This window comes from Micromonospora sp. M71_S20 (assembly GCF_003664255.1).
Taxonomy (GTDB): domain Bacteria; phylum Actinomycetota; class Actinomycetes; order Mycobacteriales; family Micromonosporaceae; genus Micromonospora.
Genome location: NZ_RCCV01000001.1, coordinates 3,897,420 through 3,910,523 on the forward strand (window position 1 = coordinate 3,897,420; position 13,104 = coordinate 3,910,523).

Below are 13,104 nucleotides of genomic sequence, written 5' to 3' on the forward strand. Positions count from 1 at the left end.
CCGCCTGTGGATCAAAAGGTCAGGGGTGCGAATCCGTTCGGCGGACGCGCGGGATCATGGCCGTGACCAGGCGAAACGTCGTACGCAACCGTGATCGTTTCCCGGCATGTGTTGCGGCCGTCCACTTCGTGGGAGGATGGTGCGCCCGCGGCGCACATATGTTACTGGCGGGTTCGTGCCAACGGGTGTCGCGACGGGGGCCTCAGCGGGGACCGGTGCCGCCGTCGAGGTCGCCGACGAGCGAACCCGGAACACGCATGCGCCACGCGTCGGTGACGAGTTCCGTCAGGCGGTCGACGTCCACCTCCGCCAGCCGCAGCATGACCAGGGGCAGCCCCTCGTACGCGGGCGTGGTGAAGAAGACCTCGGGCTCGCCGAGGAGCAACGCCTGCTTCTCCGCCTCGTCGCCGACGTACAGCACCGCGACGTCGGTCCGGATCAGACGCGACGTGCCGGGTCTGCGCTCGGGATAGGACCAGACGAACCCCTTGTCGGCGACCCGGAAGTCGAAGCCCTCGCTGTCGATCTCGACCACGTGGGGCAGCGCCAGCGCCACGTGACGGACGTCGTCGGCGTCAGCCATCGGGGTTGCTCCGCAACATCGTCTCCCGCACCCGCGCAGACTAGGGCCTGTTTCAGAAGTACGGACTGAGGTTCAGGCTGGTCGGTTGGGGTAGTGGCGGCCGGCTAGCCAGATGGTGAGGTCCCTGGCGATGTGGCCAGGGTCGGTCTCGATGGTGAGGTCGTGGATGTGCTGGTGGGTGTCACGGCGTTCGACTTCGTAGGTGTCGTCGTCGAGCAGTGAGATCGAGGCGTACCAGGCTGGGTCGTCGTCGGCAGGGTTGATCGTGACGAAGGTGTTGTCAGCGCGGTTCAGCTCGTCGATGAGCATGAACAGGGCGTCTTCGGAGGGGTCGTCGATGTGGTCGCCGTTCTCGGTGTCGGCGTAGTAGTAGTCGGCGGCCATCCGGTGTCTCCCTGCTCTGCTGGTCAGCGGGCTCAGCTTCGCATGAGGTGATGCTCGGTGGTCAGAGCCACTCGTTGATCGCGGCGACGTGCACGGCAGCTTCGAAGCGGACGGCGAGTTTGTCGTAGCGGGTGGCCACGGCACGGTGTCGTTTGAGCCGGTTGATGCCGCACTCCACGGCGTGACGGGCCTTGTAGTCCTCGACGTCGAACACTGGTGGCCTGCCACCGGCTGCGCCGCGCTTCTTACGGTTGCGGGCCTGGTCGGCGGGCTCGGCGATGGTGGCCTTGATCCCGTGGCGGCGCAGATATTCACGGTTGGCCCGCGACGAGTACGCCTTGTCGCCGCGCACCCGAACCGGCCGCTGCCGTGGTCGGCCTGGTCCCAGCCGGGGCACCCGGATACCCCGCAGCACCGGCACGAACTGCGGCGAGTCCCCGCGCTGCCCGGCCGTGACCAGGATCGACAGTGGCTTCTGGCCCTGCTCACACACCAGGTGGATCTTCGTGGTCAGGCCACCGCGGGACCGGCCGAGTCCGTGATCGGCAGGCTCAGACACCACCCCACCGGCTGGCTCCCGCTGCGCGTCAACGTCGCGTCGGGCGCCGGCGGCGTGCTGATGAGCCCGGCAGATCGTCGAGTCGACGTTGACCTCCCAGCAGATCAAGCCGGCCGCGTCCGCCCTGGCCTGCAACGCGGTGAGGATCCGCGCCCACACCCCCGAGCGCTGCCACCGCCGGAACAGCCCATACACCGTCTGCCACGGTCCGTACTCCGGCGGCAGATCACGCCACGGACACCCCGTCCGCACCCGCCACCTGATCCCGTTGATCAATAGTCGACGCGACCACACCGCTGGCCGCCCACGCCCCACCGACGCGGGCAGTAGCGGCTCCAACATCGTCCACTGCTCGTCGGTCAGATCACCACGACCCACCACAAGATCATCGACGGAGACGAGCCCGTGGATCAACTTCTGAAACAGGCCCTAGCCGCTGCGCGGCGCGCGACCGCCGCGGCACCCGAGCGGGTGACGGCCCCGGGCGTGGCGGTGCCGCGATCACCGAGGTCACCGCGGGCCGGGCGACCAGCCGATCGCACGAGCTGGCCGCCGGTCTCTACTGGCCAGGGCGCGCGGGATCCGGTTGCGGCGGGTCCTCCGCCGCGGATGAGAGCATGGTGCTGGCGAGCGGGCCCGACCGGCAGGAACCGGCTGCGCGCAGCGGCTCCGGTCGCCGTCCGACCGCCGCCGGCCGACTGTGAACTCCGTTACCTCCCCGCCGAGCGGGAATGAGATCACCGGATCCGGATTTGGAGCCAGATGTGACTCCTGCACTCTTCCCAGCCCGGCTGCGTACCGACCGGTCGGAGGCGAGCCGATGACGGCCGCCGTCGACGCCCCGCAGGGGCCGGCAGCCCCGCTGACGCCCGGTGACCTGATGAGCCCCCGGCAACGCCTGCGGCTCGTCCTCGTCCTCGGGTCGCTGATCGCGGTGGGTCCGCTGACCATCGACATGTACCTGCCCGCGCTTCCCGCGATCGTCGACGACTTCCGGACCACGTCGGCGGCGGTCCAACTGACCCTCACCGGCACGCTGGCGGGCCTCGCCCTCGGCCAGTTGCTGATCGGCCCGCTGTCCGACGCCGTCGGCCGGCGCGCGCCGCTGATCGCGGGCATCGCGCTGCACGTCGTGGCGTCGCTGCTCTGCGTCGTCGCGCCGACCATCGCGGTTCTCGGCGTGTTGCGGGTGGTGCAGGGCCTCGGCGTCGCCGCGGCCTCGGTGGTCGCGATGGCCGTGGTCCGTGACCTGTTCGACGGCGCGGCCTTCGCGAAGCTGCTCTCCCGGCTGCTGCTGGTCATGGGGGCGGCGCCGATCCTCGCGCCGACCCTCGGCGGCGGGCTGCTGCGCTGGACGGACTGGCGCGGCGTGTTCGTGGCGCTGGCCGCCTTCGGTGTGCTGCTCGTGGTGGTCGCCGCGCTCGGCCTCCGCGAGACGCTGCCCGCCGAACGGCGCCGGCGCGGCGGGGTGGTCGCGACGGTGGGCGTGTACGGCTCGCTGCTGCGCGACCGTACGTTCGTGGGCCTGGTCCTGGTCGCCGGACTGGCCATGGCGGCGTTGTTCGCGTACGTCGCCGGGTCGTCGTTCGTCTTCCAGGAGCAGTACGGCCTGGACGAGCAGCAGTTCGGGTTCGCCTTCGGAGCGGGCGCGGTCGGCCTGATCGCGGCGACCCAGTTCAACGTGCGGCTGCTGCGCCGCCACTCGCCGCAGCGGATCCTCGTCGTCGCCCTGGCCGCGGGGAGCGTGGCCGGACTGGCACTGCTGGCCTTCGCCGTGACCGGGTTCGGCGGGCTGCCGAGCCTGCTGGTGTCGTTGTGGGTGGTGCTCGCGGCGGCGGGCCTCGCGATGCCCAACGCGCCGGCACTGGCCCTGTCCCGTCACGGGGAGGCGGCCGGCACGGCCTCCGCCCTGCTCGGCGCCGTGCAGTTCGGCGTCGGTGCGCTGGCCGCGCCCCTGGTGGGCGTCCTGGGCACCGGCGCGGTCGCCATGTCCGTCGTCGTCGCGGGAGGCATGCTGGCGGCGACGGCGGTCCTGCTCGTCGTCGTGCGGCCGTCCCGGCTCGCCGACCTCGAACCGGACGCGGTGGTCCTGGCCGCGCACTGAGCGGGCGGTGAGGGGTCCGGCCCGGCGTCGCGCCGAGGCCGGACCCGCCACCGCCGTGCGGCTGCCACCGTCGTGGTCAGCGCGGCTGCTCGGCGAGGTCCCGGATGCCCTGCAACGTGCCGGTCATGGCTTCGCGCAGGGCGTCCAGCCGGCGTGCGATGACCTGCTCCTCGTTCTCGGGGGCCTGGTCGATGACCAGGCTGAGCCCGGTGCGGGTGGGGCCGATCCGCACGGAGTGGGACAGTCGGCACCCGCCGTCCTCGGGGGTGAGGCGGTACTGCCAGGTGGCACCCGGTCGCCCGGGATCGGTGGGGCCGCCGCCGAAGCGGTTGTCCGGGTCGAGCACCACCCAGCCGAAGACCCGCGGCGCGTCGAACCGCACGACGTGCGAGATGGTGCGCCACTCGCCCAGCGCCGGATGGTGGTTGTGCCCCTCGAACCGGGCGCCGAGCGTCGGCCCCCGGCTGCCGTCCAACCATCGCACCCGGCGCAGTTCCGGACTGAACCGCGGGGGCAGCTCGATGTCCGTGACCAGCTCCCACACCCGGTCGGGATCGGCTGCCACGTGCAGGTCGCACTCGACCGCCGGGCCGTCGACGTAGCGCACGGCATCCTCCTTCGTGTCCTTCACTGTCTTCCGGTCCGCGCACCGCACCCACCGTCGTCGGACGGGCGACAGCCGCACCGGACAAGGATGGCCCGCCCGGGGCCGACCGCGCAGCCCCGGCACGCTCATGTGTCTCGATGCCGACGAAACGGCGCGCGCGCATCGCGACGGCCGGCGGTAGACCCGCCCGGTCGCCGGGGTCGCACGCGGCTCCCGCCGCCGGCTGCCGCGATCCGGCGTCGGGGTCATGGCGGCGGCGGGAACGGGTATGCCGCCGCATGGGAACCGAGGTCGTCGTGGTCGGCGCCGGCTTCTCCGGGCTGGCCGCCGCGCTCGCGCTCGCCCGCGCCGGCGTGCGGACGCGGGTGCTGGAGGCGCGGGACCGGGTGGGCGGGCGGGTGCTCACCCGTTGGCTGGCCGACGGCACCCAGCTCGATCTCGGGGCCCAGTGGGTCGGCCCCACCCAGGACCGGGTCAACGGGCTGCTCGCGCGGTACGGGATCGCCACCTTCCCGTCCGCCGCGTACGGCGCGTCGGGCGTGCTGTTCCCCGACGGCCGGCACGCCGGGGCGCCCGAGGCCGCCGCGCGGGTCCTCGACCTGCTCGACGCGTACGCCGAGCGGGTCGACCCGGCCGCGCCGTGGGCCGGTGCCGAGGCCGCCGAGTGGGACCGTACGACGCTGGCCGGCTGGCTGCGCACGGCCGCGCCGGACCCGGCCACCGCCCGGTACCTCGGGCGGCTGCTCGCGGGCGGGCTGCTGGCCGCCGGCCCCGACGAGATCTCCGTGCTCCAACTGGCGTTCTACCTGCGCTCCGGCGGCGGCAGCCGGGCGTTGCTCGCGATGGCCGGCGGCGCGCAGCAGGACCGGATCGTCGGCGGACCGCCGGTGCTGGCCGAGGCGCTGGCCGCCGCCCTCGGCCCGGACGCGGTACGGCTGTGCGCGCCCGTGCGGGCCATCGCGCAGGACCGCGCCGGCGTGGTCGTGCACACCGACACCGACCGCGTCGAGGCGGACGCGGTGGTGGTCGCCGTGCCGCCGACGCTGGCCGGGCGCATCCGGTACGACCCGCCGCTGCCGCCCCTGCGCGACGCGCTCACCCAGCGGATGCCGATGGGCTCGGCGATCAAGGTCCACGCGATCTACCCGGAGCCGTTCTGGCGCGCCGACGGCCGTTCCGGCGTCGCGTTCTGCCTCGCCGGGCCGGTCACCGAGACGGTGGACAACAGCACCCCGGCCTCCCCGCGCGGGGTGCTCACCGCGTTCAGCTACGGCCCGGAGGCGAACGCGCTGCGACGGATGCCGCCGCAGGACCGCAGGGCGAGCCTGCTCGACGCCCTCGCCGCCGTTGCCGGACCGGCCGCCCGGCGGCCCGAGGAGTTCGTCGAGTACGACTGGTCGGCCGACGAGTGGACGCGCGGTTGCTTCTGCGGGGCGCCCACCCCCGGCTCCTGGTGTGGCTACGGCCCGGAGCTGCGCCAGCCGGTGGGGCGGGTGCACTGGGCCGGCACGGAGACCGCCACCCGGTGGGCGGGCTACCTGGACGGGGCTATCGAGGCCGGCGAGCGGGCGGCTGCGGAGATCCTGGCGCAGACGGGCGGTTGACGCGGCGGGGCCGGCTGCTCAGCGGCCCAGCCGCTCGGCGGCGGCGGTCGCCGTCGGCACCGACCGGACGCCTGGCGAGGAGGTGCCCGGCCGGTGCCGCGTCGACCGGTAAGCTCCAACCTCGGCGTACGTGTGTCGACCGGTGTTCGTCGGGACGAGGGGTCACCTCACCGCCCCCGGTGAGCTGAGCAGGGTGGAGTGGTTGTGACGGCCGACTGGCAGGCGGGCGGTTCCGGCGCCGCCGGGTCAGGACTGGCGCTGGCGGCCATCCAGGGTCGGCAGAGCCTGCGCGAGGAGGTGGCGCACGCGCTGCGCGCCGCGATCGTGGCGGGCCAGATCAGGCCCGGCACCATCTATTCGGCGCCCACCCTGGCGACGCAGTTCGGGGTCTCCCCGACGCCCGTGCGCGAGGCGATCCTCGATCTGGCCAAGGAGGGCCTGATCACGATCGTCAAGAACAAGGGCTTCCGGATCCGTTCCCTGTCGGAGCGGGAACTCGACGAGATCACGCAGATCCGGGAACTGCTGGAGATCCCGGTGGTGGCCGACCAGGTGGGCCGGCTCTCGGCGGAGCAGTTGCGCGAGCTCCGGGTCCTCGCGGAGGCCATCGTCAGGGCCGCGAGCCGGGGCGACGTCGTGGCGTACATCGAGGCGGACAGCGAGTTCCACCTGACCCTGCTGCGCGCGGGCGGCAACCTGCGGCTGGTCGAGACGGTGGCCGACCTGCGTAACCGCACCCGCCTGTACGGACTCGACGCGCTGGTCAGGGACGGCCGGCTGGTCGACTCGGCGGACGAGCACGTCCAGCTCATGGAGCTGTTCGCGGCGGGGGACCGGGACGGGGTCGTGGACCTGATGCGCAGCCACCTGCGGCACGTGCGCGGAATCTGGGCCGACCGACCCGAGCGTTAGCCGGGGCGTCAGTCACCGCGGGCCGGCGTCTGCCGGTCCGCTGCCGCGCACCTGCTGGACGCCTGGACCGCCGGCCGCACCTCCCTGCGTGCCACCGCCGGCACATCACTGCGCCGACGACGGGCGCCGGTGCCGGAAGAGGAACACCATTCGCACCTGGTGACGTCCCCGACAGCCGTGCTACGGTGCCATGTAACATTTTACTGGAGGTGGCGTGGAACAGATTCCGTGGCGGGGCGTCCTGGCGGCCACCGCCCTGCCGTTCGACTCCCGTGACCTGAGTGTCGACCTCGGCGCCTACGCGGCGCACGTCGGATGGCTCGCCGAGAACGGTTGCCGCGGGGTCGTCCCGAACGGCTCGCTGGGGGAGTACCAGGTCCTCAGCGCCGGGGAACGCGAGGCCGTCGTGCGGACCGCGGTGCAGGCGGCCCCGGCCGGCTTCTCGGTGGTTCCCGGCGTATCGGCGTACGGCGCGGACGAGGCGCGACGCTGGGCGGACCAGGCAGCCGAGGCGGGCTGCCAGGCGGTGATGCTGCTGCCGCCCACCGCCTACCGCGCCGACGACGCGGCCGTGCTGGCCCACTACCGGGAGGTGGCCAAGGCCGGCCTGCCGATCGTCGCCTACAACAATCCGCTCGACACCCGCGTCGACCTCACGCCGGCACTGCTGCGGCGGCTCTTCGACGAGGGCCTCGTGGTCGCGGTCAAGGAGTTCAGCGGCGACGTCCGCCGCGCGTACGAGATCGCCGAACTCGCCCCCGGCCTCGACCTGCTGGCCGGCGCCGACGACGTGGCCCTCGAACTGCTGATGGCCGGCGCGGTCGGCTGGATCGGCGGCTACCAGAACGCCATCCCGGACAGTTGCGCCCGCCTCTACCAGGCCGCCGTCGCCGGGGACCTGGCGACCGCCGTGCCGCTCTACCGGACGCTGCACCCGCTGCTGCGCTGGGACTCCCGGTCGGAGTTCGTCCAGGCGATCAAGCTCTCCATGGACGTGGCCGGCCGGCCGGGCGGACCCACCCGCCAGCCGCGCCAGCCCCTGCCCCCGGCGGTCGTCACCGAGATCCGGGAGACCACCGAGCGACTGCTCGCGGCGGGTCACCGCTGATGCGCACCAACCGCGTCATCCACGTGGTCGACTCGCACACGGAGGGGATGCCCACCCGGGTGGTCACCGGCGGAGTCCCGGTGATCCCCGGCGCCACCATGGCGCAGCGCCGGGAACACCTGATGGCCCACCTCGATCACCTGCGCACCTTCCTGATGTACGAGCCCCGGGGCCACTCGGCCATGTCCGGGGCGATCCTGCAACCCCCGACCCGGCCGGACGCCGACTTCGGCGTGATCTACATCGAGGTGTCCGGCTGCCTGCCGATGTGCGGCCACGGCACCATCGGCGTGGCCACCGTGCTGGTCGAGACCGGGATGGTCGAGGTCACCGAGCCGGTGACCACCGTACGCCTGGACACGCCCGCCGGACTGGTGGTGGCGTCGGTCGCGGTGACCGCCGGCCGCGCCACCGCCGTCACGATCCGCAACGTCCCGTCCTTCGCCGCCGCGCTGGACGCCGTGGTGGACGTTCCCGGCCTGGGACGGGTCCGCTACGACCTGGCCTACGGCGGGAACTTCTACGCAATGGTGGACCTCGCCGAGTTGGGGCTCAGCCTCGACGGCGTCCACAAACAGCCGCTGCTGGAGGCCGGACTGGCCATCATGGCGGCGGTCGACGCCACCGACCGTCCGGTGCATCCGGAGCAGCCGGACATCTCCGGTTGCCGCCACGTGTACCTGGCCGGCGAGGGCTCGGACGCCCGCCACTCCCGGCACGCCATGGTGATCCACCCGGGCTGGTTCGACCGGTCGCCCTGCGGCACCGGCACGTCGGCGCGGATGGCGCAGCTGCACGCCCGGGGCCTGCTCCCGTTCGACCGGGACTTCGTCAACGAGTCCCTGCTCGGCACCCGGTTCGTCGGGCGACTGGTCGGCACCACCACCGTCGCGGGTCGCCCGGCGGTGGTGCCGACCGTCACCGGGCGGGCCTGGCTGACCGGCACCGCCCAGTACTTCCTCGACCCTGACGACCCCTTCCCGGCGGGATTCCTGTGGTGAGTGAGCTGATTCGGAGTCGTTCCCCGCAGTGCCCGAGCGACGTGGTCGTCCAGCGGGCCGCGGCGACCCAGGAGGAGGTCCGGGCGCTGGCCGCGCGGGCGCGTACCGCACAGGCCGGGTGGTGCCGGGAAGGGCCGGCCGGCCGCGCCTCGGCCCTGCGCGCGGCGGCCGACCGGCTGCGCGACCGGGCCGACGCGGTCGCCGACCTCGTCGTCCGCGAGGTCGGCAAGCCGGTGAGCGAGGCCCGCGCCGAGGTGGACCGCGGCGCGGCCATCCTGGACTACTACGCGCAGGCCTGCTATGCCGCGACCGGTGACGTGCTGGCACCCTCGCTCCCGGCGCACCAGCCCGGCCTGCTCTTCACCGAACGCCGCCCGCGCGGCGTCGCCGGGCTGGTCACGCCGTGGAACTTCCCGCTGGCCATCCCGCTGTGGAAGGCCGCACCGGCGCTCGCCACCGGCAACGCCGTGCTGCTCAAGCCCTCCCCGGACGCGCTCGCCTGCGGCGAGGCCGTCGAGGGGCTGTTCGAAGGGCTGCTGCCGAACGGACTGCTGCACGTCGTACCGGGCGGGACGGAGACCGGACGGGCGGTCGTCGAGGCGAGCGACGTCGTCTCGTTCACCGGGTCCGCGACCGTCGGCGCTCAGGTCACGGTCGCGGCCGCCCGCGCCGGGCTGCCGGTGCAGGCGGAGATGGGCGGCCAGAACGCGGCCCTGGTGCTGCCCGACGCGGATCTCGGGCAGACCGCCGCGCTCCTGGCCAACGCCGCGATGGGGTACGCCGGGCAGAAGTGCACCGCGACCCGGCGGATCGTCGTGGTGGGCGACGCGCGGGAGTTCACCGAGGCGCTGGTGGCCGCCGTGGCGTCGTTGCGGTTCGGCGATCCGGCCGAGGCGACCGTGGTCGCCGGCCCGGTGATCGACGCGGCGGCGCGCAGCCGGGTCCTCGAGGCCACCGAGGCCGCGCGGGCGAGCGGGGCGCGGCTGCTCACCGGCGGCACAGGAGGCCCGACCACCGCCGACGACGGCTGGTACGTCGCGCCGGTGCTGATCGACGGGCTCGACCCGGCACACGCCGTGGCCCGGGAGGAGACCTTCGGGCCGCTGGCCACGATCCTGGCCGTGCCGGACCTGGCCAGCGCAGTCGACCTGGTCAACGACGTGCGGTACGGGCTGGTCACCTCCGTGCACGGCCGCGACGTCGGAGCGCTGCTCGACGCCGCCCGGCGGGTCGACACCGGCCTGATCCGGGTCAACGCGCCGACGACCGGGGTGGACTTCCACGCGCCATTCGGCGGCGAGAAGGCCTCCAGCTACGGCCCGCGCGAACAGGGCACCGCCGCCCTGCACTTCTACACCTCGGTTCGCACCGTCACCTTCGCGGCGCCGCCGCGACCCAACTGACCCACCCCACCCACCATCCCCGTCAAGGAGCCGCTGTGACCCGCGCCGACCTGCGTACCGGCAGCCACGACCTGCCGGTCAGCCCCGCGCTCGAGGAGTTCATGTCGTCCGGCTGGGCGGACACCGAGCAGTACGACCTGCCGGTCGACGAGGTCGCCGGCTGGGCCGCGACCCGGCGTGCGCGCCTGCACGACCTGTTCGCCGGCCAGCGCCTGGTGGTCCCGGCCGGGGGCTACAAGCAGCGCTCCAACGACCAGAACTTCCGCTTCCGACCCCACTCGGCCTACACCTGGCTGACCGGCGATCAGTCCTCCGACGGCGTCCTGGTGATCGAACCCGACGGAGAAGCCACGCTGTTCCTGCGCCCACGCTCGGGGCGCAAGGACGGCGAGTTCTTCCGGGACCGGGTCTACGGCGAGCTGTGGGCCGGCCGGCGCCCCACGCTGGGGGAGAGCAGCCGGCGGCTCGCCCTGCCGACCCGCCACGTCGCCGAGCTGGCGCCGGCGCTGGCCGGGGCGCACACGCCGACCCGGGTGCTGCGCGACGTCGACCGGGGCGTCGACGCGCTGCTCGGCGGCGGGGCCACCGCCGGCGATGCCGAGTTCGCCACGGTGCTGGCCGAACTCCGCCTGCTCAAGGACCCCTGGGAGATCGCCCAGTTGGAGCAGGCGGTGGCCACCACGACCCGGGGCTTCGAAGACGTGGTGCGGGCGCTGCCGATGGCGATGCGTACGTCCGAGCGGTATCTGGAGGGGGTGTTCTGGCAGCGCGCCCGGCTGGAGGGCAACGACGTCGGCTACCAGTCCATCGTGGCCGCCGGCGCGCACGCGGCGACCCTGCACTGGAACGACAACGACGGGCCGGTCCGCGACGGTGACCTGCTGCTGCTCGACGCCGGGGCGGAGACCCGGTCGCTGTACACCGCCGACATCACCCGGGTGCTGCCGGTCTCCGGCCGGTTCAGCCCCCTGCAGCGTGATCTGTACGAGCTGTGCCGGCGGGCCAACGACGCCGCGCTGGAGTGCCTGCGGCCGGGCGCGCGGTTCCGGGCGTTCCACGAGGCGGCGATGACCGTGCTGGTGCACGGGCTGGCGGATCTCGGGGTGCTGCCCTGCACGCCGGAGCAGTCGTTGGCGGAGGACAGCGGCCTGCACCGCCGGTGGACCCTCTGCGGCTCGGGCCACATGCTCGGTCTGGACGTGCACGACTGCGCCGCCGCCCGGTCCGACACCTACCTCGACGGCCGGCTGGCGGCCGGCCACGTGCTGACCGTGGAACCGGGACTGTACTTCCAGCCGGACGACGAACTCATCCCCGCCGAGCTGCGCGGGCTGGGCATGCGCATCGAGGAGGACGTGCTGATCACCGACGACGGATACCGCATGCTCTCCGACGACCTGCCCCGCCGCGCGGACGACGTCGAGGCGTGGATGCACCGCATCGCTTCATGACCACCGCCAGCCCGGACGTCGTCGTCATCGGGGCGGGCATGGTCGGCGTCGCCTGCGCCTACTACGCCGCCCGCGCCGGACTGACCGTCACCGTGGTCGACCGGGGCGGAGTGGCCGCCGGCACCACCGGCGCCGGCGAGGGCAACATCCTCGTCTCCGACAAGCCGCCCGGGCCGGAGCTGGCGCTGGCCCGCCACTCCGTCGCCCTGTGGCGGGAACTCGGGGAGACCCTGGGCGCGGAACGGATCGAGCTGGAACACAAGGGCGGCCTGGTGGTGGCCGCCTCGCCGGCCGAACACGCCGCGCTGCGGGCGTTCGCCGCGAGCCAGCGCGGGGCCGGGGTCGAGGCGTACGAGGTTGCCGCCGACGCGTTGCCCGACCACGAGCCGCACCTGGCCCGGGACCTCGCCGGCGGCGTGCACTATCCGCAGGACACGCAGGTGCAGCCGATGCTGGCCGCCGCACACCTGCTGCGCGCCGCCCGGGTGCGGGTGCTGACCGGGACCACGGTCGTCGGTGTGCGCCGCGACGCCGCGGGAGCGGTCCGGGGCGTGGTGACCGACCGGGGAACGCTGCACACCACGACGGTGGTCAACGCCGCCGGCGTCTGGGCCGGCGAGGTCGCCGCCCTGGCCGGCGTCGAGCTGCCGATCCTGCCCCGTCGCGGCTTCATCCTCGTCACCGAGGCGCTGCCGCCACTGGTGCGGCACAAGGTGTACGCGGCCGGCTACGTCGCCAACGTCGGCCGCAGCACGGGCGACCTGGAGGTGTCGCCGGTGGTGGAGGGCACCAGGGCGGGCACGATCCTGATCGGCTCCACCCGGGAACGGGTGGGATTCGATCCGACCTTCCCGCTGCCGGCGCTGCGCCGGCTGGCGGCGGGAGCGGTCCGGCTCTTCCCGGTCCTCGGCCGGGTCTCGGCGATCCGCGCCTACCGGGGGTTCCGGCCCTACAGCCCCGACCACCTGCCGGTGATCGGCGCCGATCCCCGGGCGCCGGGCCTCTACCACGCCGCCGGCCACGAGGGGGCCGGGATCGGTCTCGCCCCGGCCACCGGGCACGCCGTCGCGGCGCTGCTGACCGGGCGCCGCCCGGACGTGGACCTACGACCATTCGCCCCGGAGCGCCATGATGTTCACCTTTGACGGCCGCCCCGTCCCCACCGACGGGCGACGGACGATCGCCGCCGCGCTGCTCGCCGCCGGCGTCCGCTCGTGGCGCCGGACCCGGGTCGGTGGCCGACCCCGGGGGATCTTCTGCGGGATCGGAATCTGCTTCGACTGCCTGGTCCGCGTCAACGGGGCGTCGTCTCAGCGCGCCTGCCTGGTCATCGCCCGCCCGGGCGACGTGGTCGAGACCCACGACGACGGGCCGCGGCCGTGACCGCG

At 73.8% G+C, this 13,104-nt stretch carries 13 protein-coding genes; 9 read left to right on the plus strand and 4 right to left on the minus strand.

What is annotated here, in order from left to right:
• Window positions 1-202 precede the first annotated feature (202 nt).
• From DER29_RS16725 to DER29_RS16735, 3 genes are all read right to left on the minus strand, one after another.
• On the minus strand, window positions 203-583 hold the full coding sequence (locus DER29_RS16725) for an MmcQ/YjbR family DNA-binding protein (RefSeq protein WP_121398171.1): 381 nt from the start codon (window positions 581-583) through the stop codon (window positions 203-205).
• Between the two features lie 72 nt (window positions 584-655).
• Complete coding sequence (locus DER29_RS16730; protein WP_121398172.1) at window positions 656-967, minus strand: hypothetical protein; 312 nt, start codon at window positions 965-967, stop codon at window positions 656-658.
• 61 nt (window positions 968-1,028) lie between these two features.
• Complete coding sequence (locus DER29_RS16735; protein ID WP_121398173.1) at window positions 1,029-1,904, minus strand: IS5 family transposase; 876 nt, start codon at window positions 1,902-1,904, stop codon at window positions 1,029-1,031.
• A gap of 502 nt (window positions 1,905-2,406) precedes the next feature.
• Here DER29_RS16735 and DER29_RS16740 point away from each other — a divergent pair.
• Window positions 2,407-3,630 carry a multidrug effflux MFS transporter gene (locus DER29_RS16740; RefSeq protein WP_121399284.1) on the plus strand — a complete coding sequence of 408 codons (1,224 nt, stop codon included), beginning with the start codon at window positions 2,407-2,409 and terminating at the stop codon, window positions 3,628-3,630.
• 76 nt (window positions 3,631-3,706) lie between these two features.
• Here the strand turns inward: DER29_RS16740 and DER29_RS16745 are convergent, their stop codons facing one another.
• Entirely contained in the window at window positions 3,707-4,237 is a 531-nt protein-coding gene (locus DER29_RS16745; RefSeq protein ID WP_199729331.1) for an SRPBCC family protein, read from the minus strand.
• Between the two features lie 278 nt (window positions 4,238-4,515).
• Here DER29_RS16745 and DER29_RS16750 point away from each other — a divergent pair, with 278 nt between their 5' ends.
• From DER29_RS16750 to DER29_RS16785, 8 genes are all read left to right on the plus strand, one after another.
• Entirely contained in the window at window positions 4,516-5,841 is a 1,326-nt protein-coding gene (locus DER29_RS16750; RefSeq protein ID WP_121398175.1) for an FAD-dependent oxidoreductase, read from the plus strand.
• A gap of 204 nt (window positions 5,842-6,045) precedes the next feature.
• Window positions 6,046-6,753, plus strand: coding sequence for a GntR family transcriptional regulator (locus tag DER29_RS16755; RefSeq protein WP_121398176.1), 708 nt, complete (start codon window positions 6,046-6,048; stop codon window positions 6,751-6,753).
• Window positions 6,754-6,967: 214 nt separating this feature from the next.
• Window positions 6,968-7,861, plus strand: coding sequence for a dihydrodipicolinate synthase family protein (locus tag DER29_RS16760; RefSeq protein ID WP_121398177.1), 894 nt, complete (start codon window positions 6,968-6,970; stop codon window positions 7,859-7,861).
• Window positions 7,861-8,862 carry a proline racemase family protein gene (locus tag DER29_RS16765; protein WP_121398178.1) on the plus strand — a complete coding sequence of 334 codons (1,002 nt, stop codon included), beginning with the start codon at window positions 7,861-7,863 and terminating at the stop codon, window positions 8,860-8,862. Before DER29_RS16760 ends, DER29_RS16765 begins: the two co-directional genes overlap by 1 nt.
• Entirely contained in the window at window positions 8,859-10,265 is a 1,407-nt protein-coding gene (locus DER29_RS16770; RefSeq protein ID WP_121399285.1) for an aldehyde dehydrogenase, read from the plus strand. The genes DER29_RS16765 and DER29_RS16770 overlap by 4 nt, the downstream gene beginning before the upstream one ends.
• 35 nt (window positions 10,266-10,300) lie before the next feature.
• Window positions 10,301-11,716 (plus strand): aminopeptidase P family protein, encoded by a 1,416-nt coding sequence (locus tag DER29_RS16775; protein ID WP_233599862.1) that lies wholly within the window; start codon window positions 10,301-10,303, stop codon window positions 11,714-11,716.
• Window positions 11,713-12,861 carry an FAD-binding oxidoreductase gene (locus DER29_RS16780; protein WP_121398179.1) on the plus strand — a complete coding sequence of 383 codons (1,149 nt, stop codon included), beginning with the start codon at window positions 11,713-11,715 and terminating at the stop codon, window positions 12,859-12,861. The genes DER29_RS16775 and DER29_RS16780 overlap by 4 nt, the downstream gene beginning before the upstream one ends.
• Complete coding sequence (locus DER29_RS16785) at window positions 12,845-13,099, plus strand: (2Fe-2S)-binding protein (RefSeq protein ID WP_233599864.1); 255 nt, start codon at window positions 12,845-12,847, stop codon at window positions 13,097-13,099. Before DER29_RS16780 ends, DER29_RS16785 begins: the two co-directional genes overlap by 17 nt.
• Window positions 13,100-13,104 lie beyond the last annotated feature (5 nt).